Source organism: Sphingobacterium sp. SRCM116780, from assembly GCF_021442025.1.
In the GTDB taxonomy this organism is placed as follows: Bacteria; Bacteroidota; Bacteroidia; order Sphingobacteriales; family Sphingobacteriaceae; genus Sphingobacterium.
Map to the genome: position 1 here is coordinate 485,542 of NZ_CP090446.1, position 23,450 is coordinate 508,991.

The 23,450-nt window shown below is 39.0% G+C and carries 13 protein-coding genes, 2 tRNA genes and 2 rRNA genes; 11 read left to right on the forward strand and 6 right to left on the reverse strand.

Translation table 11 applies throughout. The features are described 5' to 3' along the window. Nucleotides 1-131: 131 nt before the first annotated feature. Together LZQ00_RS01965 and LZQ00_RS01970 are read right to left on the reverse strand one after the other, a co-directional pair. Nucleotides 132-542, reverse strand: a complete 411-nt coding sequence (locus tag LZQ00_RS01965; protein ID WP_234511473.1) for a hypothetical protein — start codon at nucleotides 540-542, stop codon at nucleotides 132-134. Between the two features lie 126 nt (nucleotides 543-668). After that, a complete protein-coding gene (locus LZQ00_RS01970) occupies nucleotides 669-3,203 on the reverse strand; it encodes an ATP-dependent Clp protease ATP-binding subunit (RefSeq protein ID WP_234511474.1) in 2,535 nt (844 codons plus the stop codon). Nucleotides 3,204-3,384: 181 nt separating this feature from the next. Between LZQ00_RS01970 and ettA the strand changes: the two genes are divergently transcribed. The 7 genes from ettA to ccoS all read left to right on the forward strand — a co-directional run bounded on the left by ettA (nucleotide 3,385) and on the right by ccoS (nucleotide 11,920). Beyond that, complete coding sequence (ettA, locus tag LZQ00_RS01975) at nucleotides 3,385-5,067, forward strand: energy-dependent translational throttle protein EttA (protein WP_234511476.1); 1,683 nt, start codon at nucleotides 3,385-3,387, stop codon at nucleotides 5,065-5,067. Nucleotides 5,068-5,070: 3 nt separating this feature from the next. After that, nucleotides 5,071-6,258, forward strand: coding sequence for a PAS domain-containing sensor histidine kinase (locus tag LZQ00_RS01980; protein ID WP_234511478.1), 1,188 nt, complete (start codon nucleotides 5,071-5,073; stop codon nucleotides 6,256-6,258). A gap of 9 nt (nucleotides 6,259-6,267) precedes the next feature. After that, nucleotides 6,268-7,329, forward strand: a complete 1,062-nt coding sequence (locus LZQ00_RS01985) for a response regulator (protein ID WP_234511479.1) — start codon at nucleotides 6,268-6,270, stop codon at nucleotides 7,327-7,329. A 185-nt stretch (nucleotides 7,330-7,514) separates the two neighbouring features. Beyond that, nucleotides 7,515-7,931: a lactate dehydrogenase gene (locus LZQ00_RS01990; RefSeq protein ID WP_234511481.1), complete on the forward strand. Its 417-nt coding sequence runs from the start codon at nucleotides 7,515-7,517 to the stop codon at nucleotides 7,929-7,931. Nucleotides 7,932-7,937: 6 nt separating this feature from the next. Next, complete coding sequence (hemN, locus tag LZQ00_RS01995; RefSeq protein ID WP_234511483.1) at nucleotides 7,938-9,311, forward strand: oxygen-independent coproporphyrinogen III oxidase; 1,374 nt, start codon at nucleotides 7,938-7,940, stop codon at nucleotides 9,309-9,311. 10 nt (nucleotides 9,312-9,321) lie between these two features. Beyond that, nucleotides 9,322-11,709, forward strand: a complete 2,388-nt coding sequence (locus tag LZQ00_RS02000; protein ID WP_234511485.1) for a heavy metal translocating P-type ATPase — start codon at nucleotides 9,322-9,324, stop codon at nucleotides 11,707-11,709. 28 nt (nucleotides 11,710-11,737) lie between these two features. After that, entirely contained in the window at nucleotides 11,738-11,920 is a 183-nt protein-coding gene (gene ccoS, locus LZQ00_RS02005) for a cbb3-type cytochrome oxidase assembly protein CcoS (RefSeq protein ID WP_234511487.1), read from the forward strand. Between the two features lie 14 nt (nucleotides 11,921-11,934). Here the strand turns inward: ccoS and LZQ00_RS02010 are convergent, their stop codons facing one another. Genes LZQ00_RS02010 through LZQ00_RS02025 form a run of 4 tightly spaced genes read right to left on the reverse strand, consistent with a single transcriptional unit; the run spans nucleotide 11,935 to nucleotide 17,138 of the window. Further along, nucleotides 11,935-12,924 (reverse strand): FAD:protein FMN transferase, encoded by a 990-nt coding sequence (locus LZQ00_RS02010; RefSeq protein WP_234511489.1) that lies wholly within the window; start codon nucleotides 12,922-12,924, stop codon nucleotides 11,935-11,937. Next, nucleotides 12,924-15,122, reverse strand: coding sequence for a PepSY domain-containing protein (locus LZQ00_RS02015; RefSeq protein ID WP_234511490.1), 2,199 nt, complete (start codon nucleotides 15,120-15,122; stop codon nucleotides 12,924-12,926). The genes LZQ00_RS02010 and LZQ00_RS02015 overlap by 1 nt, the downstream gene beginning before the upstream one ends. 5 nt (nucleotides 15,123-15,127) lie before the next feature. Continuing rightward, nucleotides 15,128-15,613, reverse strand: coding sequence for a DUF2271 domain-containing protein (locus LZQ00_RS02020; protein WP_234511491.1), 486 nt, complete (start codon nucleotides 15,611-15,613; stop codon nucleotides 15,128-15,130). Nucleotides 15,614-15,617: 4 nt separating this feature from the next. Continuing rightward, the gene (locus LZQ00_RS02025; protein WP_234511493.1) at nucleotides 15,618-17,138 is read right to left on the reverse strand and encodes an ankyrin repeat domain-containing protein; all 1,521 of its coding nucleotides are present in this window, start codon (nucleotides 17,136-17,138) and stop codon (nucleotides 15,618-15,620) included. A gap of 1,101 nt (nucleotides 17,139-18,239) precedes the next feature. Between LZQ00_RS02025 and LZQ00_RS02030 the strand changes: the two genes are divergently transcribed. The 4 genes from LZQ00_RS02030 to LZQ00_RS02045 all read left to right on the forward strand — a co-directional run bounded on the left by LZQ00_RS02030 (nucleotide 18,240) and on the right by LZQ00_RS02045 (nucleotide 23,295). After that, nucleotides 18,240-19,769 (forward strand): 16S ribosomal RNA (locus LZQ00_RS02030). 128 nt (nucleotides 19,770-19,897) lie between these two features. Next, a tRNA-Ile gene (locus LZQ00_RS02035) sits at nucleotides 19,898-19,974 on the forward strand. Between the two features lie 85 nt (nucleotides 19,975-20,059). Beyond that, nucleotides 20,060-20,133: transfer RNA gene (locus LZQ00_RS02040), tRNA-Ala, on the forward strand. A 274-nt stretch (nucleotides 20,134-20,407) separates the two neighbouring features. Further along, a 23S ribosomal RNA gene (locus tag LZQ00_RS02045) occupies nucleotides 20,408-23,295 on the forward strand. Together the 16S and 23S rRNA genes with 2 tRNA genes alongside form the textbook arrangement of a ribosomal RNA operon. The last annotated feature ends 155 nt before the right edge of the window (nucleotides 23,296-23,450 follow it).

The following is a 23,450-nucleotide window of genomic DNA, read 5'->3' on the forward strand; positions in this document are numbered from 1 at the left end:
GACCGTTGAAGGAACGAACACTTAAACCAGATGGAAATCGCTTGGATATTTAAAGAAGATGAGTTATCATAATATGCTATAAAACAAGAAATGCCTCTTTTATGAGGCATTTTTCGTTATCGCAATGCTATTTACTGTACGAAATCAGCCTCAGTTAAAGTAACTTTAACGAAAACATGATTAGGTACATTAATAGTTGTTCCATTTTCAAAAATAGGATCTTGTGCATAGATTCTTACAGAACCAGTTGTATAATCGTAGTTGTAAGATACACCATCAATGGTTGCTGGTAAAGCATTATAAGTTTGTTCATTATCAAAACTCATTGCTAATGTTACCACACCTTGGTCAACATAATAATTACTCAACTCAGGTACATCTAAGTCTACATATTTATCTTTTGAAGAATTTGCCTTCCATTGATTTGCAGTTCTTTCATAAACCATCGTCTTCGAGACAGGAGTTACATATTCTTTCGTGCAAGAACTGAAGGAAGTTAAGGTTGCACTACCTATTAATAGGGCTAATAAAAGTCTTTTCATATTGCTAATTTTTGAGTTGTTTCTTGTTAGACACCTTATAAACGTAAAAGTTTAACATTTGTGTACAAATAATAAACAAAAAATGCACCACGAATGGTGCATTTTATAAAAAAAGTAAAAAAACTATTAATCTTCTTTTTTATCAGCAGGTTCGATTGGTCTTTCTGACCGATCCGCAATGACCTCTATTTCTTTGGTTTCTGGATTTAAATCCACTTTTAGACGATCTCCAGATTTAACATCACCTTTCAAGATTTCTTCAGCAATAGGATCTTCTAAATATTTTTGAATCGCCCGTTTTAATGGACGTGCTCCAAAATTAGTGTCATATCCTTTCTCTGCAATAAAATCTTTAGCAGTATCTGTCAATTCGATGCTGTAACCTAAATCTGTAATTCGACCGAAAAGAGATTTTAATTCAATATCAATGATTTTGAAGATATTCTCTTTCGATAATGAGTTGAATACAATGACATCATCAATACGATTTAAGAACTCAGGAGCGAAAGCACGTTTCAACGCTGTCTCAATCACCGTTCTGGAATGTGTATCCGCTTGCGTTGTTTTCGCTGCAGTATTAAAACCAACACCTTGACCAAATTCTTTTAATTGACGAGCACCGATATTCGAAGTCATTATGATGATGGTATTTCTAAAATCAACTTTACGACCTAAGCTATCTGTTAATTGTCCTTCATCTAATACTTGCAACAATAAGTTGAAAACATCAGGATGCGCTTTTTCAATTTCATCCAGTAAGATGACAGCATAAGGTTTACGACGAACTTTCTCGGTTAATTGTCCACCTTCTTCATAACCCACATATCCTGGAGGCGCTCCCACTAAGCGTGAGATGGCAAATTTCTCCATATACTCACTCATGTCGATTTGAATCAATGCATCATCAGAGTCAAACATAAAACGTGCTAACTCTTTTGCCAATTCTGTTTTACCAACACCAGTAGGACCTAAGAATATGAAAGAACCAATTGGTTTTTTCGGGTCTTTTAATCCTGCACGCGTACGTTGAATAGCTTTCACTAATTTTTGTACAGCATCATCTTGACCGATGATTCTGTTTTTCATTAGATCTCCCATATTCAATAGCTTTTGGCTATCTGTTTGGTTAACCCGTTGTACAGGAATACCTGTCATCATCGAAACGACTTCTGCAACATTATCTTCTGTTACGACATAACGTTTCGCTTTTGTCTCTTCTTCCCAAGCAATTTTTTCACGATCCAGCTCTTCCAAAAGTTTCTTCTCTGTATCACGAAGTTTAGCCGCTTCTTCATATTTCTGACTGCGAACAACACGATTCTTCTCTAATTTGATCTCTTCGATTTTCTCTTCGATATCAATAATGGTTTGAGGAACATGAATGTTTGTTAGATGCACACGAGAACCAGCCTCATCCAATGCATCAATTGCCTTATCAGGTAAGAAACGATCCGTGATATAACGAGTTGTTAAGCTTACACATGCTTCAATAGCTTCAGGAGTATAATTAACATTATGATGTTCTTCGTATTTTTCTTTGATACGATTCAAAATCTCGATACTCTCATCATATGTCGCAGGCTCTATAGTCACGCGTTGGAAACGACGATCTAAAGCACCATCTTTTTCAATATATTGACGATATTCATCTAATGTGGTTGCCCCTATACATTGAATTTCTCCTCTTGCTAAAGCCGGTTTGAACATATTAGATGCATCTAGTGAACCTGAAGCTCCACCAGCACCAACAATCGTATGAATTTCATCGATGAATAAAATAACATCTGGAGATTTCTCCAACTCATTCATCACCGCTTTCATACGTTCTTCAAACTGACCACGGTATTTTGTACCAGCAACTAATGATGCTAAATCTAACGTAACAACACGCTTGTTAAATAAAACACGTGATACTTTACGTTGCACAATCCGTAACGCTAGTCCCTCTGCAATAGCCGACTTACCAACACCAGGTTCACCGATCAACAAAGGATTATTTTTCTTACGACGCGATAGAATCTGAGACACACGCTCAATTTCTTTCTCGCGCCCCACGATCGGATCCAGACGACCTTCCTCCGCAGCCTTTGTTAAATCACGGCCAAAGTTATCTAAAACCGGAGTCTTAGATTTGATGTCCGATACTTTCTTCGGTTGAATAAATTGCTCTTCTTCAGGATAATCATCATCACCTGTAGATGACCCTGGAGCCTCATCACGAATAGTCGTTTTATTTTGTTCTACCTCTGCCTTGAAGACATCATAACTCACTTGATATTGTTGTAAGATTTGAGAAGCGATATTATCTTCATCCCTCAAAATTGCTAACAATAAGTGTTCTGTTCCTATGATTTCACTTTTAAAAATCTTCGCTTCTAAATATGTGATTTTAAGTACTTTTTCTGCTTGTTTAGTCAATGGCATATTGCCAATAGGAGCGCGAGATACAGCTGAACTTTTTACAGCTTCCTCTACAGATTGGCGCAAAGCAGCAGTATCAATCCCAATATTTTTTAGGATTTTTATTGCCATCCCATCACCCTCACGAATTAAACCTAACAACAAATGTTCTGTGCCAATATAATCGTGACGCAATCTCAAAGCCTCTTCTCTACTGTACGATATGACATCTTTTACGCGCGGTGAAAATTTTGCTTCCATGTAATTTACCTTTCTTTTAATGACTAAGAATACTATAAATGTAATGAATTTAGTTTATCAATTCTTAATCTTTTCGTAATATTTATCAACAATTAAGCCATGCTACAAAATCGATCAAAATGTCAGTATAAAACTTTACATTTGTGTTTATTTATCCCAAAAACAAAGTATAATAGATAGTATGTCAGACGAAAAAATAATCTTTTCAATGGCGGGTGTCAACAAAATTTATCCGCCTCAAAAACAAGTTTTAAAAAATATTTATCTGTCTTTTTTCTATGGAGCAAAGATTGGTGTAATCGGTCTCAATGGTTCTGGAAAATCATCATTATTGAAAATAATTGCTGGTTTAGATAAATCCTTTCAAGGGGAAGTAGTTTTTTCTCCAGGTTATTCTGTAGGTTATTTAGCGCAAGAACCGATATTAGACCCCGAAAAAACTGTTCTCCAAATTGTACAAGAGGGTGTAGCAGAAATAACAGCTATTCTACAAGAATACGAAGCCATCAATGAAAAATTTGGATTGCCAGAAGTATACGAGAATGCAGATGAGATGGATAAACTGCTCGCAAGACAAGGTGAGTTGCAAGATATTATTGATGCGACAAATGCTTGGGAAATTGATTCCAAATTAGAACGTGCCATGGATGCGTTAAGATGTCCTGAACCGGATGCAAAAATTGCCAATTTGTCAGGAGGAGAACGTCGTCGTGTAGCCATGTGTCGTCTTTTATTGCAAGAACCAGATGTATTACTATTAGATGAGCCGACCAACCACTTGGATGCGGAATCTATCGATTGGTTAGAACAACATTTAAAACAATACAAAGGAACGGTGATTGCAGTTACCCACGATCGTTATTTCTTAGATAATGTGGCGGGGTGGATTTTGGAATTGGACCGTGGAGAAGGTATTCCATGGAAAGGGAATTATTCCTCTTGGTTAGATCAAAAAGCAAAACGCCTTGCGCAAGAAGAGAAAACAGAATCTAAACGCCAAAAAACATTAGAACGTGAATTGGAATGGGTACGCATGGCTCCAAAAGCTAGACATGCCAAATCAAAGGCTCGTTTGCATAATTATGAGAAATTAGCTTCAGAGGAAACGAAAGATCGGGAAGAAAAATTAGAATTATTCATTCCACCAGGACCTCGTTTAGGAAATGTGGTAATTGAAGCTAATCAGATTTCAAAATCTTATGGAGATCGTATTTTATTTGAAAATCTAAGTTTTTCACTTCCTCCAGCAGGTATTGTGGGCATCATTGGTCCCAACGGAGCAGGTAAAACGACTTTATTCCGTCTGATTACTGGGCAAGAGCAACCGGATACAGGTACTTTTAAAGTAGGAGAAACAGTTGTTTTAGGATATGTCGATCAAAACCATGATGATCTGGATCCGGAGAAATCAGTTTGGGAAAATATTACAGAAGGAAATGATAATATTATGCTGGGTAATCGTTCTTCTAACTCGAGAGCTTATGTCTCTAAATTCAACTTTAATGGTGCTGACCAACAAAAGAAAGTTGGAGTTTTATCAGGAGGGGAGCGTAATCGTGTGCACTTAGCTATTACACTAAAGAAAAGTTCAAACGTATTGTTGCTGGATGAGCCAACCAATGATATTGATGTGAATACGTTACGTGCTTTGGAAGAAGGATTAGAGAATTTTGGAGGATGTGCTGTCGTCATCTCGCACGATAGATGGTTTCTAGATCGTATTTGTACACATATCTTGGCCTTTGAAGGTGATTCTCAAGTTTACTTTTTTGAAGGCAACTATTCCGAGTATGAAGAAAATAGAAAGAAACGACTTGGAGATGTCACGCCACATCGAATCAAATATAAAAAATTAGTCAAATAAAATATGGAGACAGCAAAGCTTTTAGAAGCGATTATTGATCATGCTATTGATGGAATTATTACGATTGATAATCGTGGATATGTCGAGTCAATTAATCCTGCTGCCTCCAATTTATTTGGTTATGCTCCTGAAGAAGTGATTGGAAATAACATTTCGATGTTGATGCCTGATCCAGATCATAGTCGACATGATAGTTACATTGATAATTATAAAAAGACAGGAAAGAAAAAAATTATAGGAATTGGGCGAGAGGTTTTAGGAAAGAAAAAAGATGGATCAACATTTCCTTTTCGATTGGCTGTAAGTGAGGTTTGGTATAGAGACAAAAATATCTTTACCGGGTTTATTCATGATCTCACGAGAGAGAAGGCCGCGGAAGATCAATTGAGGCAACATGCTGTCGAATTGGAAAAAAAGGTAAGTGAAAGAACGAAAGATCTGATCACACTTGTTTCAGAATTGGAAAAAGCAAAGTCAGAAGTCTCTAAATCTTTGGAAAAAGAAAAAGAACTTGGACAATTAAAATCACGATTTGTTTCGATGGCTTCACACGAATTCAGAACTCCTTTGAGTTCAGTTCAATTATCTGCATCATTAATCGATAAGTATATTGAGAAACCTGATTTTACCAGTGTGATCAAACACACGAATAAGATCAAAAACTCCGTAAAATTATTGACAAGTATTTTAAATGATTTTCTTTCATTGGAAAAACTAGAAGCAGGTGTTGTTACAGTAGATAAGCAATCGATTAATCTAGTCGAATTAGCAGAAGAGATTACAGAAGAAATGCAATTAATTTGCAAGAAGAATCAACATATTGTCTATCAACATACAGGAGAGGTTGGGATCTTTATGCTAGATGTCAACTTGATAAAAAATTCAGTAATAAATTTGATCTCAAATGCGATCAAATATTCTGGGGAAGATACGTTCATTGAATTTAATACAATGATCGAAGGTAATAATTGTACGATTACAGTCCGAGATAATGGTATTGGTATTCCTGTCGAAGAGCAAATTAATCTGTTCGAACCATTTTTTAGGGCACACAATACTGGAAATATACCAGGAACAGGACTTGGATTGAATATTGTGAAACGATATGTTCATTTAATGGAAGGAGCATTAGAATATAACTCCGCAATAAATGAGGGAGCTTTTTTTAAGATGATTTTTAGTCAAAATTAATAATGCGAAGTGGAAAAGAAGACAATATTAATTATAGAAGATAACACAGATATACGGGAAGGAACAACAGAGATTTTAGAGTTAACAGGTCGTTATCATGTACTAGCTGCTAAAGAAGGTCGCTCTGGTGTTGATTTGGCGATTACCCATATTCCTGATTTGATTCTGTGTGATATTATGATGCCGGAATTGGATGGTTATGGCGTTTTATATATGTTGAGTAAGAATGAAATGACCGCGCATATTCCGTTTATCTTTTTGACAGCAAAATCTGAACGATCGGATATGCGAAAAGCAATGGAGATGGGTGCCGATGATTATTTGACAAAACCCTTTGATGATCTAGAATTGCTGAATGCGATTGAGGTTCGTTTAAAAAAACGCGAACAAATAGGGGATGCTATTTCTGTCAAAAATTCATTGTATCTAAGCGCCGAGGAACAAGATTTCTTGTTGAAAGAGCTTGTTAAAAAATCTCGCGTAAAAGTTTTTAGAAAAAAACAGGTTATTTATGAAGTTGGCGATTCACCTGTATTTATTTACTTTTTGTTGAGCGGAAAGGTGCGTAATTTTCTCTATTATTTAGATGGACGCGAACTCTCGACAGATATTCACGTGGAAGGTAATTATTTTGGTTATCAAGCCATGTTACTCCATGAAAATTATTCCGATAATGCTGAAGCCTTGGAACATGCTGAAATTGCGCTTATCAGTAAAGAAGATTTCTTTGAATTACTATATCGTAAACCGCTAATCGCAGATAAGTTTATTAAATTATTATCGGGCAATATTAGAGAAAAAGAAGAGCAATTACTTGGCTTTGCCTATGATTCTGTTCGCAAAAGAGTCGGAAATGCATTGATTAGCATTGCAGAAAAAACAGTAGATGCTCGTGTCGAGGATGAATGTGTCATTCGTATATCCCGAGATGGTTTAGCAGCTATTGCAGGTACGGCAAATGAGACTATTTCACGTGTATTGGCTGATTTTAAAGAAGAAAAGCTGATTACAAAAGAGCGAAGTGCTATTCGTATTTTCTCCATAAAAAATCTTAAAAACATTAAACAATAAGTTTTATTTACTGCATGAGCATAAAAAAGGCCTTATCCAAATTTTGGATACGGCCTTTTTTATGCTCATTGAATGCTTAATATGTGATGTAAATCATTTATTAAGTTGATCAACTTCATGCTCAAAGCTTTACAGACTATTTATTTTTGTACAAGGTTCAGATATAGGATATTTAAAAGAATAGTATGAAAGTAGTTGTTTATAGTATTCAAACTTATGAAAAGAAATTGTTGGCAATCGCTAATGGTAAAATTCATGATTTGACATTAATTTCCAATGAACTTAATGAAGAAACAAAAGCTTATGCTTTGGGGAAAGACGTTGTTATTATTTCAGGTAGTGATACTTTACAAGCGCCTATGTTGAGAACATTGAAAAATATGGGAGTAGGTCGAATTTTGACCCGTACTTTGGGAACAGCACATATTGATTTAGTCGAAGCAGGGAATTTAGATATGCAAGTTGCCAATACCCCTTATGAAGACCAAAGTCCAAAGGGAATTGCTGAACAAACAATCCGTAATCTGAATCTGTGGGGAAGTGGCAGATGTGTAGGGACTGCTTGTCGTTGCCTGAAAGAATGTGTCGTAAAATTTAAATGAAAAGAGATGAACTTGAATACAACAATAGTGTTGAATGATTTGGTAGAGAAATATAACGTGGCAGCACCCCGTTATACAAGTTATCCTACCGTTCCATTTTGGGATAATAATCAGTTTTCAAAAGAAAGTTGGTCTAATCGCGTGTTTCTGACGTATCAAGCATCCAAGCAATCAGGTATCAGTCTGTATATCCATCTGCCATTTTGTGAAAGTTTGTGCACTTATTGTGGATGTAATACACGAATTACTAAGAATCATACCGTCGAAATACCCTATATCGATAGTTTATTAAAAGAGTGGGGGATGTATATTCACTTGTTAAAGGATGGTGCACCTTTAATTTCTGAAATTCACTTAGGTGGAGGAACCCCTACTTTTTTTTCTTCCCAACATTTAGAAAAATTAATAACAGGCATTCTGGCTCATGCACATGTAGCAACGGATGCCTCTTTTTCTTTTGAAGCACATCCCGGCAATACGACCCATGCGCACTTGAAGGTTTTATATGGTTTAGGTTTTCGTCGGTTAAGTTTGGGTATTCAAGATTTTGACCCATTAGTCCAGTTTGTGATTAATCGAAAACAAGATGTTGAGGATGTGCAGCGTGTCATGAAGGAAGCGCGAGAAATCGGATATACCTCTATCAATTTTGATTTGATATATGGCTTGCCTAAACAAAAATTGAATACCGTACGGGACACCATAGAAAAATCTTTATTACTGAGTCCCGATCGAATTTCTTTTTACAGCTATGCTCATGTGCCTTGGATAAAACCAGGACAACGTCACTATACAGAAAAAGATTTGCCCTACGGAGCCGATAAATTGGCTCTTTATACTTTAGGAAAGCAATTAATTCAACAAGCTGGATATGAAGACGTAGGGATGGATCATTTTGCAAAACCTAATGATGAGCTATTTATTGCCTGTAAAGAAGGAAGATTACATCGAAATTTTATGGGATACGCCGATCGCTATCGTCCATTGCTTATTGGTTTAGGGGTGTCTGCTATCAGTGATGCATGGAATGGCTTTGCACAAAATGTGAAAACAGTGGAAGAATATCAAAAAATAATCGAACAAGATCAGCTTCCAGTTGTTAAAGGTCATCTCTTAAATGAAGAAGATTTAACCATTAGACGTTATATTCTAGATATCATGTGCAAAGGAGAAACCCGGATAGTAAAAGGATTTGCAGCGAATGAAGATATTGTCAGCAGACTACAAGAAATGATTGCAGATGATTTAGTCATCATAGATGAAGATTACATTATGTTAACTTCTTTAGGGAAGCCTTTTTTACGAAATGTGTGTATGGCATTTGATTTGAAATTGCAACGGCATAAAGAAAAAGAACAATTATTTAGTCAAGCGATTTAGTTTGTAAGAAATGGTTGATGTAAAAGAAATCCAAACAGATCAGTATTGTTTTCATTGTGGCGATGAAATCACACTAACAGGATATCACGTTGATGACCATAATTTTTGTTGTTTAGGTTGTCAGACTGTTTATCAAATACTGCATGAAAACAACATGCAACGTTATTATCGTTATAACGCACATCCAGGTCAATCTAAAAAGGAGAAAGAGGGCGATTACTCGTATTTAGATGAGGCTATTATTACGGATAAGTTAATTGATTTCAAGGATGAGCAGCTAACCATTATCACTTTTTATATTCCCGTTATACACTGTAGCTCCTGTATCTGGTTATTAGAAAATTTATATAAACTAAATTCAAATGTGATTTCCTCGCAAGTAGATTTTATGAAAAAACAAGCGAGTATCACCTTTAAACATATAGATTTATCCCTTCGAGATCTTGTTGAATTATTGGTTCATATTGGTTATGAACCGAAGATTACCTTACAAGATGTTGTTCAAGAAACTAAAAAAGTAAATGCAAATCCATTAATAGCAAAAATAGCAGTTGCCGGATTTTGTTTTGGCAACTCGATGATGTTGAGTTTTCCTGAATACTTTGGCTTGGCAGATTTTGAAAAGTCGTATTCCATATTTTTCGGTTATACCAATTTACTATTTGCCTTACCCGTTTTGTGCTATAGTGCTGCTGATTATTTTAAATCGGCATGGCTAAGTATGCGACAGAAAAGATTAAATCTCGATGTACCTTTAGCATTAGGGATTTTTGTTTTATTTCTACGTACTGCTTATGAGGTCATTACTCAGACTGGAACTGGTTTTGCAGATACCCTTTGTAGTCTCGTCTTTTTTATTTTAATAGGGAAGTGGGTACAAGAAAGAACCTATTATCATCTTTCATTTGAACGAGATTACAGAAGCTATTTTCCAGTAGCTGTTACCACGATAAAAGAGAAAAAAGAAAAACCGATTCCATTAGCAGATTTGAAAGTTGGTGATCGTATATTGGTACGTAACAATGAAATAATTCCAGCAGATGCGTTGCTATTAAAAGGGGAGGCATGTGTTGATTTTAGTTTTGTGACAGGAGAATCAAAACCTGTTTCTAAAACGCTGGGAGAAGTGATCTATGCTGGTGGTCGCCAAATGGCAGAAGCCATTGAGTTGGAGGTTATCAAACCCGTCTCGCAATCTTATTTGACAAAACTTTGGAATAATGATAACGATAAACAATATGATAAGCAATTTCAAACATTTATTAGTTATATCAGTAAATACTTTACGCTAGCTTTACTGTTCATTGCGGTTTCGGCGTCTTTATTTTGGCTTCTAGGGCAAGATGTCAGCAAAGCGTGGGGAGCATGTACAGCCGTTTTAATTATTGCTTGCCCTTGTGCTTTGGCATTAAGTTCTCCTTTTACGCTTTCCGCCGCATTAAGTGTATTTGATCGGAATAAGTTTTATGTTAAAAATACAGCTGCTATTGAGCAAATGGCAGCAATTGATATTCTGGTTTTTGATAAAACTGGGACAATTTCTTCACCAAAGATGAATGGTGTCCATTTCGAAGGTTCCTTGACTTTGGAAGAGAAAGTATACATCTATTCTGCTTGTCGCAATTCAAGCCACCCATTAAGTCGAGAAATCGTCAAGTTGATGGGAGAAGTGCAACCCGTTCAAGTTGATGCTTACACAGAAAATATAGGGAGAGGATCTGTCACTAAGATTGGCAAGTTTACTATCAAGATTGGTAACGCAGCCTTAGTAGGAGCTCCTAAAATAATAGAAGAAGAGTCTATTGTATTCGTGTCCATCAATGAAGAAATAAAAGGCTATTTTTCGTTGGAACAATCTTGGCGACCAAAACTTTCCGCTGTCATTAACGGTTTACGACAATATGATTTACATCTTATTTCTGGTGATAATGATCGAAGAAAGGATACGTTGAAAGTTATTTTCCCTTCAACAGCACAGCTGCTTTTTAATCAATCTCCTTTGGATAAATTACATAGTATCCATTCTTTTCAAGAAAAAGGAAAACAGGTCTGTATGCTTGGTGATGGTCTGAATGATGCGGGAGCTTTAAAAGTTGCTCACTTAGGTATAGCTGTGAGTGATGACATTAACAATTTTTCACCAGGTTGTGATGCTATTTTGGATGGTGCATCATTTGATAAATTACCTCAATTTTTCGCTTTTAGTAAAGATGCCGTCCGCGTGATACACCTGAGTTTTTGTATTTCGCTTTTCTATAATATCATTGGATTGAGTTTTGCTGTACAAGGGACAATGTCTCCCTTATTTGCTGCTATATTGATGCCAATAAGCACAGTAACCATTATATCTTTTACCAGTTTAATGACACATTGGTTTGCTAAACGTAACGGACTGTAAATAATTTTAGAAAGTTAAAATTCGTATTATGAGTATCATTTTTATGTTAATTGGTTGCAGCGTGTTTGTTGCGGTTATCTTTTTAGGAGCATTCTTCTGGGCTAATCAATCAGGACAAAATGACGATACCTATACACCATCGGTTCGTATTTTGTTTGACGATGAAGTAGAAGAGGGGGAATCAAAACCGAATGCAACAACTAAGCTTTAGCCATTGGGTTTATGCTATCGACTTTTGAAAATCTTACCTGTATCAGTAATCAGTAGATACTGATAGGTAGGATATTTTTTTGCCAGTTTAATCCCTTCCTTTTGTCCAAGTACCATAATGGAAGTACTTAAGGCATTTGCAAATTCTGTGGATGGTCCGTATATCGTAACACTGGTTAATCCCGTTGAGGGATACCCTGTTTTGGGATTGATGATATGGGTATAACGTTGGTTATCGATCTCAGCATACTTTTCATAACTTCCTGAAGTCGCAACCGCACTTTCATTCATCCTTAATATCTTAATGGTTTTGTAAGATTTAAAAGGATTTTTGATTCCAATAAGCCAAGGCTTGTTGTCGAGTTGATGGCCCCAAGTAGATAGATCACCTGAGGCGTTGACGATTCCAGCCTCCACCGCTTTTGCTTGCATCAATGCCCTTCCTCTGTCGGCAGCATATCCTTTTCCAATTGAGCCGAATCCTATTTTCATGCCTGGACGAGTTAAATAAATGCTGCAATTTAAACTATCCAACACAATATATTGATAACCTACGTTTTCTACCGATTTCCGAATCGCATCTGCTGAAGGTACCTCGGTCATACTACCATCGAATTTCCATATGTTATCTAATCCAACGATACTGATATCAAATGCACCATTTGATAGATTGGAGTAGTCTATTGCCCTTTTCGTGAGATCAAAAACCTCCCGGTCTACTTTTACAGGTTTGATACCTGCATAGCGATTGACTTCTGAAATTTGAGTTTCCGGTCTCCATTCTGAAATCAAGTTTTCTATTCGTGTTACTTCTGCAATAACTAAATCAATATTATTTTGTGCATGTAATGTATCTTGATCTACAATCGTAATTTCAAATACAGAACCCATTAATGTTACTTGTTTTTTTAATAAAACTTGTGCACAGCTGTAATCGCTATTCGCACTCAAAAAAATAAGCATCAAATAGAAAATCTTCTTGATATAACTTGTATTGCTTTTCATTAATAACAATCCGTTAAGATTTGCTTCTTTTCTTTGTAATAATGGAGCGTTTTATGATTACGAACCTGTAAAATCTCTTCTAGCACTTTTTCGACATCTCTTTGCATATGAAGAGACCCACAGATCATGATGACACCATTATTTTCTAAAAGTTCGAAAAAGAATGCTTCATCCTGTTTGATTAAATCCATCACATAGTGCGATTGTTGCTCTCTTGAAAAAGCAATATTGAATTTCGTTAAGTGTTTACGCGCTATTTCTACTTGTGTAAATTGCTGATAGTGTTGAGTCAGCACATTGTTATGTCTGAAACCAGCATATAAATGAATCGATGTATGCTTGTGATTATCCTTGATCATTCCTAAAAAAGGTGCTATACCTGTACCATTTGCAATCATGGCTACTGCAGAAGCTTGTTTTGGGAAATGAAAATCGGGATTGCTCATTACACGTGCTTGGATGGTATCATTTTGTTCTAATTGATATAGATAGTTTGAACCCAATCCATTTGCATGCAACTTTACTTCCAATCGAATCATGCCATCGCTGCGTCCTATGGAATAGAAACGCTCTCTATTGTCGTTAGCAGGGTAGATGGCTAAAAGATCTCCAGATTGAAATTTGATTGACGATTTTGACTTCAACAACACGGTGAAAGTTGAATTATCGGCACAAGTCTGTGTTTTTTTGACCACTTGTAGTTTTTTCAATCCGACAACTTTGGTTTGATATAGGGCAGGAGCAGTAGCTAATGCAATTTGTGCCTTTTCACTCCAATGATGGATCCATGCAGTAAAATCAGGAACTGATTTATCATTAACATTATGTAAATCTAAGAAACGAGAAGTCCAGCTTTGTTTTTCAAGAATTTTGTCTATATGTGTAGCATAGGCACAATAATCAGGATACGATTGAGAACCAAATCCAATAACAGCATAGGAGAGATTTTGTTCTTGCGGGAATTTTTGAAGCAGATTTTCAAAATTTGAAGCATTATGAGGAGCTGTACCTAGACCATAAGTCGAAGTAAAAACTAAAAGATGTTGTGCATTTGGATAGCTCTGGTAGTGATTCATGGCAGACAGGAAGGAACGTTTGCCATCTGCTAGTAATTGTTTATGTATTTGATTTGCAAAAAATAACGTGCTGCCATTTTCTGATCCAACCAATAAGACAATCTCCGCATCTTCTGCTTTGAACTTATTTTTGATCTTTGTTTTGGTTCGTTTACAGGTAATAACAAAACCTGTATAAATAAAAAAGAGAATGTTTAAAGAAGCAAGACCTAATATAATAGCCCATATGATATTTGTTCTCCCTGTATGAATATCAAGACTCAGTTTTTCTAATGCAGCTGTATAAGGATATTTGGTCTCTTTAACAATCGTTCCATCAAGTTGATTGATGGTGACAACCCGATCTTTAAATTTTATAGTATAGCATTCTTCCGGATCATCCTCCATAAAAGGAAATTCTATTTTTTCTATATCTGCGAGTTTACTTTGTTGAAATATAGTAAACTCTGCTAATTTTTTACTTTCAATATCCTGATGAACAATAGGGAGATTAATTTCCTCATTCGTTTTTTTTATCAGTTCCATGCGTGCCATAAACAAGTATGTTCCCGTCAGCGCAATGATTAAAATAGGAATTAAGAAGAGTCGACCACTGACAACATGAAAATATTGAGCGAAAAAATCACGATTTATTTTAATAAAGAAATTCCTTATACCTTGTTGGCGTTTTAGAATGAGCGCGATTCCACTAATAGTAATCAGCAGAAGTAAGAAAGAGACAATACCAACGATGATACGACCTGTTTCATGTATAAATAAGGAGCGGTGTAAAGAAGTCGTCCACTGTATCAATTGACTTTTAGGTGTGATCTTTCCCAAAATCGCACCTGTTGTCGGATCAATATAAGCTTTGACACTATTTCCCTCTTCATCTAAAGCATCGATACTAACAAAATGATTGTGGTCGACGGCTATTTCAATGATTTCAGGATAAACCTTGCGCAATGCCGGAATGGATTGCGCAAGATTGATGGTATTAAAATTTTCTACTTGGTATGCTGATGCTTTTTCATTAATGGCATCTATCGCCAATATAACTCCCGTAAAGGAGAGAATGAGTAAAAACAAGGATGATACTATGGCGAGCGCTAAATGTGCATACCTCCATATGGATAAGGTCATTCTTCTTATTGAAATTTACTTAATTTTATAAACTTAATGTATCCTTTTCCAGTAGCACGTTCAGCAAGAGCCTCTGTTGTTAATGGTATTTCCACATCACTAACATGGTATTTTTGCTCTTCAACAGCTGATTCAAAACGTAATTTATAACCTTTGTTTAATTTCGTGTCATCGATTTCGATTGTTCTCATTGCACGATCACCCCCACCAACTGAAGCACCCGTGATGGCACTTAATTTATCTTTAGATTTCGTTTGAAATTTATGCCATTCTTTCAAGGTGTTATACCATTGCTTATCTGGGCCTAAAACGGAAAGGGTTTTTTCATAAGCACCTTTTGGATTGATTAAAGATATAATGACATAAGCACCTTCGCCTTCATAGCTATTCATTTGAATCATACATTTATATTTACTTGACTGTGCAAATAAATTGGAAATGGAACAGCTAATTAGAAACGTTAGTAATATAAATTTTAAAGCGATTTTCATGTTATTATTTTAAGAAATCTACGGATATATTGTTTTTTGTAAGAAATTCATTTTCTTTCGCTAGATCATAGGCAGTTTCATCAAATGATGTTTTTAGATCTTTTTTAGCACCCAGTGAAACCAATTCTTTTAGTATACTATCATCTTTAGCGATCAAAGCAGCCTTATGAAGAGGACTCATTCCTTCGCTATCTTGTGCATTGATATTTGCACCTAATGCAGCAACTTTTTTGATTAGATTTAAATTTTCTTTTGCAACAGCTAGGTGTAACAGAGAGCTTTTATTGTTCTGAAGAGCGGTTACATCTAGACCATTGTTTTTTAATAGGGTTAATTTCTCTTCAAAACTATTTCCTTGTGAATTTGCTCCTTGAGGACCACGTTGCTGTCCTTCCTGACCTTGTGGAGTAGATTCTGTGTAGGAGTTTAACCAATAAAAGGCAAGATTATTACCCTCCTTATTTATAATTTTTATATCTGCTCCATTCTTCAAGAGTAGGGAAGCAATTTCTGGGGAACCATTTGCAATCGCTTTTGTCAATGCAGATTCTCCTTTTTCATTTGTTGCATTCACATTGTTTACTTTTGATAAGAGTAGTTCGACAAGCTTCGCATCTCTACCACCTGAAGCGACCATAAGTGCTGTGTTTCCTTCATTGTCAGCCTTACTAACGTCTACATTTTTAGCTAAAAAATAATTGATTATTTCCATATTTGGTCGACGAACCAAAAGATGAAGAATCGTTGCACCGTCTTTATTGAATGCTTTTGGATCTAATTTAAGTGTTTCTACTAAGTATTTATAAGTGTCAATACCGTTCGTTGCTTGTCTTGATCCTTGTGTAGCAAAGAAAAGGGCATGATTTGTAGGTTGCACCCCTTTTTTTAAAAGTTTTTCTATTAAATCAATATTTCCCAATTTGGCAGCATAATCAATTGCAGTTCGGCCAAACTCATCCTGATCTTTTAGGGATAATCCTTTGGAAATAAAATAATCTGTGACAGTAAGATCGTTATCGGCTGCTATTGCTAATAATAGTAAAGTCGCACCATCTTCATATTTTTGTTTAGGATTTACACCAGCTTGGAAAAGAGCATCAAAAACAGCTGTATTTTTGTTTCCTGTTGCAGCAGCATATGCAGCAATAGGATCACCATGGCTATCTTGATAGTTGACGTCAGACCCTTTCGCTATTAAATAATTAACCAGCTCCAGATTGCCTGCTGAGGCAGCCCAATGAAGATAACTGCGGCTATGGTGTGTTTTTTTAGTGACACTATTACCTTCCTGTTCAATTAAAAACTCAATCACATCGTTTGGAGCTTTATTCATAATAGCCATCGTTACAGGATCAAAAGATGCTGCATTTGCTTTTGATGGACTATTGCCTTTTGAAATTTCAACTTTCACGGTTGCTAGGTTCGGATTGCTTTTCCAGAAATCAGCACGCATTAAAGTATTGTTACTTTGTGCCTTTCCATATAAGGCTGATAGTAATAAAGCTGCTAAAAAGATTTTTTTCATGTTTTGAATAGAATATCTTACTGTATGTTATTATTTATACTAAATCTAAATAAAGACAAATCTATAAAAATATAATGTTATTTCATGAAAGAAATAAAAATTATCATTCTTTTAATTGAATGATCAAGTATTTAAAAGTATATCCTGCTATTTTTTATCCTGTGAATGTGGGATATATTCAAATTATGTATTGCTATTTTAAAAGCATAGCTATTAATTCTACTATTGATGCTGTTCAACTTATCTTTATAGAAATAGTAGCTATAGTATATAAGGACTTTTACTATCCAGTTTCCATCTTTTCGGGTGATTTCATCTTTATTTAAGGAAGAGGAAGTCTTAAGGCCGATCATATAAACGGATATAGGTATCCCAGGGGGCAAATTAAAACGAACTAGGGACCAACTCTGGACTGTGGGTACCTTGCGTGTAGGGTGTAAGCACCGTGTGAGTACAGTAAAAGGTGGACTCACGGTGCACGCACCGTGCTCTTACTGTGCTCACGGGCAGGAGTTGGTCCCCGTTTGATCCCCAGTTGACCCCCGTCAATGACCGCAATGGAAAGCAGAGCAGTTATTGTTATGCTTTCTATACCCCGAATAGCCGCCGTGTTAAAATTATCCCCCACTATGTTAGGTAGTTAGGGTGGGGTGTCGGTTTATTTCTACACGGTTCTTGGAATTGCGCCTAAGAAGTTGCTATCTTTGCACCACTCCGCAAGGGAGGAGGGGTTGTTCCGAGAGGAATGGCATTGAAAAAAGGAGGGTTTAAAGTGATTTGAACGCAGAAATCTGAGGAGAAGCGATAAAAAATAAATTTATATTTATTTTGGAATTTCGGAAAAGATTTCTACCTTTGCAGTCCCAACGGAAACGAAGGGAATAAAACAAGAAAAGATCGGGGCGCAATGCCGAAGATATAAAAGCAGAAGCGTGAAGCGGATGCGAAGCAAGTTCTTTAAAAATATAATCATGTAACGTAACGAGTAGTGTTGAGAAACAGCGAAAGTTAAAAAAATCAACCTGTCAATTTTAGAATTAGAAATAAAAATACAAGACAATTCTATTTATTATAAATAGTCTTGATCTTACCCTTCATTTTACAATGGAGAGTTTGATCCTGGCTCAGGATGAACGCTAGCGGCAGGCCTAATACATGCAAGTCGGACGGGATTGGGATCAAAGCTTGCTTTGGTTCCATGAGAGTGGCGCACGGGTGCGTAACGCGTGAGCAACCTGCCCATATCAGGGGGATAGCCTCTCGAAAGAGAGATTAATACCGCATAACATCATTTAACGGCATCGTTGAATGATCAAATATTTATAGGATATGGATGGGCTCGCGTGACATTAGCTAGTTGGCGGGGTAACGGCCCACCAAGGCTACGATGTCTAGGGGCTCTGAGAGGAGAATCCCCCACACTGGTACTGAGACACGGACCAGACTCCTACGGGAGGCAGCAGTAAGGAATATTGGTCAATGGAGGGAACTCTGAACCAGCCATGCCGCGTGCAGGATGACTGCCCTATGGGTTGTAAACTGCTTTTGTCCAGGAATAAACACCTCTACGTGTAGGGGCTTGAATGTACTGGAAGAATAAGGATCGGCTAACTCCGTGCCAGCAGCCGCGGTAATACGGAGGATCCAAGCGTTATCCGGATTTATTGGGTTTAAAGGGTGCGTAGGCGGTCTTATAAGTCAGTGGTGAAATACGGCAGCTCAACTGTCGCAGTGCCTTTGATACTGTAGGACTTGAATACACTTGAAGTGGGCGGAATAAGACAAGTAGCGGTGAAATGCATAGATATGTCTTAGAACTCCGATTGCGAAGGCAGCTCACTAAGGTGTGATTGACGCTGATGCACGAAAGCGTGGGGATCAAACAGGATTAGATACCCTGGTAGTCCACGCCCTAAACGATGATAACTCGATGTTGGCGATACACAGTCAGCGTCCCAGCGAAAGCGTTAAGTTATCCACCTGGGGAGTACGGTCGCAAGATTGAAACTCAAAGGAATTGACGGGGGCCCGCACAAGCGGAGGAGCATGTGGTTTAATTCGATGATACGCGAGGAACCTTACCCGGGCTTGAAAGTTAGTGAATGATCCAGAGACGGATCAGTCCTTCGGGACACGAAACTAGGTGCTGCATGGCTGTCGTCAGCTCGTGCCGTGAGGTGTTGGGTTAAGTCCCGCAACGAGCGCAACCCCTATGTTTAGTTGCCAGCACGTCAAGGTGGGGACTCTAAACAGACTGCCTGTGCAAACAGCGAGGAAGGTGGGGACGACGTCAAGTCATCATGGCCCTTACGTCCGGGGCTACACACGTGCTACAATGGATGGTACAGCGGGCAGCTACATAGCAATATGATGCTAATCTCTAAAAGCCATTCACAGTTCGGATTGAGGTCTGCAACTCGACCTCATGAAGTTGGATTCGCTAGTAATCGCGTATCAGCAATGACGCGGTGAATACGTTCCCGGGCCTTGTACACACCGCCCGTCAAGCCATGAAAGTTGGGGGTACCTAAAGCATGTAACCGCAAGGAGCGTGTTAGGGTAAAACCGATAATTGGGGCTAAGTCGTAACAAGGTAGCCGTACCGGAAGGTGCGGCTGGAATACCTCCTTTCTAGAGCATTCGGAATTGAAGCTCGTTACGTATACACATGGTTAATATTAAGAAAACAAAGATGAACATTTGAAGAAATGTGCCCGTCCCTTTAGGATGGTCCATTGAGAGATGAAGAATGATAAGCTAGTCCCGTAGCTCAGTTGGTTAGAGCACTACACTGATAATGTAGGGGTCAGCAGTTCAAATCTGCTCGGGACTACCATCTAAGATCAGAGATGAAAGATAAGAGACAAGAGACAGAGTAAATAGTCTCGGATCTCGGCTCTGAACTCTGCTGTCTACACAAAGGGGAATTAGCTCAGCTGGCTAGAGCACCTGCCTTGCACGCAGGGGGTCATCGGTTCGACTCCGATATTCTCCACATCTCTGGATATGAGACGATAGATATGAGACAAGAGACACTTATGGGCAACCATACCAGATCTCAAATCTCCCATCTCTGATCTCACATCTAGAAGAAGAGTTCTTTGACATATTGAAAGAAAAAAAATTACAAGAGAAGACAACAGTAGAGACCATACTGTGGTGTGCTTGATGTATTGAGAAGACCCTCGGTCAAAAGCCGAACGGATCGATGCGTAGCACCATGGTTATATATCAAAAGCAACCCATAGTAGCAAAAGGGCTATGAGGTGAAGAAAGTAAATAAGGGCACACGGGGGATGCCTAGGCTCTCAGAGGCGATGAAGGACGTGATAAGCTGCGATAAGCTTCGGGTATTAGCAAATGTGATTTGATCCGAAGATTTCCGAATGGGGCAACCTAGCATACTGAAGGTATGCTGTATAAAACGCGAACGCGCTGAACTGAAACATCTAAGTAGGCGTAGGAGAAGAAAATAATAATGATTTCCCAAGTAGTGGCGAGCGAACGGGAAAGAGCCCAAACCGGTGATGTTACGGCATGACCGGGGTTGTAGGGCTGCGATGTGGCATTAGCAGACAGAAGTGGAATGGGATGGGAAGCCCAGCTATAGACGGTGATAGCCCGGTACACGTATAGAAAGCTAGCCTAGCAGTACCCTGAGTACCGCGGGGTCGGAGACGCCCTGTGGGAATCTGTCAGCACCATCTGATAAGGCTAAATACTCCTGAGAGACCGATAGTGAACTAGTACCGTGAGGGAAAGGTGAAAAGAACCTCGAACAGAGGAGTGAAAAGAACCTGAAACCGTGTGCTTACAAGCGGTCGGAGCTGGCGGGTCCAGTGACGGCGTGCCTTTTGCATAATGAGCCTACGAGTTACTCTTGTCTGGCAAGGTTAAGCGGTTCAGCCGCGCAGCCGAAGCGAAAGCGAGTCTTAATAGGGCGCATAGTCAGATGAGGTAGACGCGAAACCTTGTGATCTACCCTTGGGCAGGTTGAAGTTGCAGTAACATGTAATGGAGGACCGAACCGATAAACGTTGAAAAGTTTCCGGATGACCTGAGGGTAGGGGTGAAAGGCTAATCAAACTGGGAAATAGCTCGTACTCCCCGAAATGTTTTTAGGAACAGCGTCGGCATGGAGTCTTATAGAGGTAGAGCTACCGATTGGGTGCGGGGGAGTCAAATCCTACCAAATCCAGACGAACTCCGAATGCTATAAGATATGGCCGGCAGTGAGGCTTTGGGTGCTAAGGTCCAAGGCCGAGAGGGAAAGAACCCAGACCATCAGCTAAGGTCCCTAAATATACGCTAAGTTGAACTAACGAGGTCCGGTTGCCCAGACAGCTAGGATGTTGGCTTGGAAGCAGCCATTCATTTAAAGAGTGCGTAACAGCTCACTAGTCGAGCGGCCGGGCGTGGATAATAAACGGGCATCAAGTGTATTACCGAAGCTATGGATTTGCAGCATAAGCTGCATCTGGTAGGGGAGCATTCCATGTGGGGCGAAGCGGCCTGGTAATGGACCGTGGACCGTATGGAAAAGCAAATGTAGGCATAAGTAACGATAAGGCGGGTGAGAAACCCGCCCACCGAAAGACTAAGGTTTCCTGATCAACGCTAATCGGATCAGGGTTAGTCGGGGCCTAAGGCGCATCCGAATGGAGAAAGCCGATGGACAACTGGTTAATATTCCAGTACTTTTTATAACTGCGATGTGGTGACGGAGTAGTGACACTGCCGCGGACTGACGGAATAGTCCGTTAAAAGGCGTAGGTATAGGGACGGTAGGCAAATCCGCCGACCCTGCTGAGACCCAATAGTACAGCAAAGCTTCGGTGGCGCTGATAGAGCAGGTAAACAGACTTCCAAGAAAACCCGCTAAGCTTCAGGTTATAAAAACCCGTACCGTAAACCGACACAGGTAGTCGAGGAGAGAATCCTAAGGTGCTCGAGTGAATCATGGCTAAGGAACTCGGCAAAATGGCCCTGTAACTTCGGGAGAAGGGGCGCTTCCTTGTAGCAGTACAAGAAGCCGCAGTGAAAAGGCCCAGGCGACTGTTTAACAAAAACATATGGCTTTGCAAAATCGAAAGATGAGGTATAAGGCCTGACACCTGCCCGGTGCTGGAAGGTTAAGAGGGGATGTCATCGCAAGAGAAGCATTGAATCGAAGCCCCAGTAAACGGCGGCCGTAACTATAACGGTCCTAAGGTAGCGAAATTCCTTGTCGGGTAAGTTCCGACCTGCACGAATGGTGTAACGATCTGGGCGCTGTCTCAGCCATGAGCTCGGTGAAATTGTGGTATCGGTGAAGACGCCGATTACCCGCAACGGGACGGAAAGACCCCATGCACCTTCACTATAGCTTAACATTGGAATTGGGTACAGGATGTGTAGGATAGGCGGGAGATGTTGAAGTGGCTTCGCCAGGAGTCATGGAATCAACCTTGAAATACCGCCCTTTCTGTATCCGGTTTCTAACTCCCCGATGGGGAGGACATTGTTTGGTGGGTAGTTTGACTGGGGTGGTCGCCTCCAAAAAGGTAACGGAGGCTTTCAAAGGTAAGCTCAGTACGCTTGGTAACCGTACGCGGAGTGCAATGGCATAAGCTTGCTTGACTGTGAGACCGACAAGTCGACCAGGGTCGAAAGACGGACATAGTGATCCGGTGGTTCTGTATGGAAGGGCCATCGCTCAAAGGATAAAAGGTACGCTGGGGATAACAGGCTGATCTCCCCCAAGAGCTCATATCGACGGGGAGGTTTGGCACCTCGATGTCGGCTCGTCACATCCTGGGGCTGGAGAAGGTCCCAAGGGTTGGGCTGTTCGCCCATTAAAGTGGCACGCGAGCTGGGTTCAGAACGTCGCGAGACAGTTCGGTCCCTATCTGTTGTGGGCGTTGGAAGTTTGAGTGGATCTGTCCTTAGTACGAGAGGACCGGGATGGACTGACCGCTGGTGAACCAGTTATGCCGCCAGGTGTACGGCTGGGTAGCTACGTCGGGAATAGATAAGCGCTGAAAGCATCTAAGTGCGAAACTAGCCACGAGATGAGACTTCCTTATAGGGCCGTAGCAGATGACTACGTTGATAGGTTGCAGGTGTAAAGGTAGAGATACCATAGCTGAGCAATACTAATCACCCGAAGCTTTCTCAAGCAACGCATACACTGTTGTCTTCCTCTTTGATTTTTTCTTTCAATTGTCTATAGATTAGATATGAGACGATAGATATGAGAGACCTAGATTTTCCGAAAGGAATGATCTGACCTCCGATCTGATGTCAAATATGAGACTTAAGATAAATACATGG

Coding starts and splice junctions, on each gene's coding strand:
- LZQ00_RS01965 (WP_234511473.1), bottom strand. CDS start 542: ATGAAAAGACTTTTATTAGCCCTATTAATAGGTAGTGCAACCTTAACT.
- LZQ00_RS01970 (WP_234511474.1), bottom strand. CDS start 3,203: ATGGAAGCAAAATTTTCACCGCGCGTAAAAGATGTCATATCGTACAGT.
- ettA (WP_234511476.1), top strand. CDS start 3,385: ATGTCAGACGAAAAAATAATCTTTTCAATGGCGGGTGTCAACAAAATT.
- LZQ00_RS01980 (WP_234511478.1), top strand. CDS start 5,071: ATGGAGACAGCAAAGCTTTTAGAAGCGATTATTGATCATGCTATTGAT.
- LZQ00_RS01990 (WP_234511481.1), top strand. CDS start 7,515: ATGAAAGTAGTTGTTTATAGTATTCAAACTTATGAAAAGAAATTGTTG.
- hemN (WP_234511483.1), top strand. CDS start 7,938: ATGAACTTGAATACAACAATAGTGTTGAATGATTTGGTAGAGAAATAT.
- LZQ00_RS02000 (WP_234511485.1), top strand. CDS start 9,322: ATGGTTGATGTAAAAGAAATCCAAACAGATCAGTATTGTTTTCATTGT.
- ccoS (WP_234511487.1), top strand. CDS start 11,738: ATGAGTATCATTTTTATGTTAATTGGTTGCAGCGTGTTTGTTGCGGTT.
- LZQ00_RS02010 (WP_234511489.1), bottom strand. CDS start 12,924: ATGAAAAGCAATACAAGTTATATCAAGAAGATTTTCTATTTGATGCTT.
- LZQ00_RS02015 (WP_234511490.1), bottom strand. CDS start 15,122: ATGACCTTATCCATATGGAGGTATGCACATTTAGCGCTCGCCATAGTA.
- LZQ00_RS02020 (WP_234511491.1), bottom strand. CDS start 15,613: ATGAAAATCGCTTTAAAATTTATATTACTAACGTTTCTAATTAGCTGT.
- LZQ00_RS02025 (WP_234511493.1), bottom strand. CDS start 17,138: ATGAAAAAAATCTTTTTAGCAGCTTTATTACTATCAGCCTTATATGGA.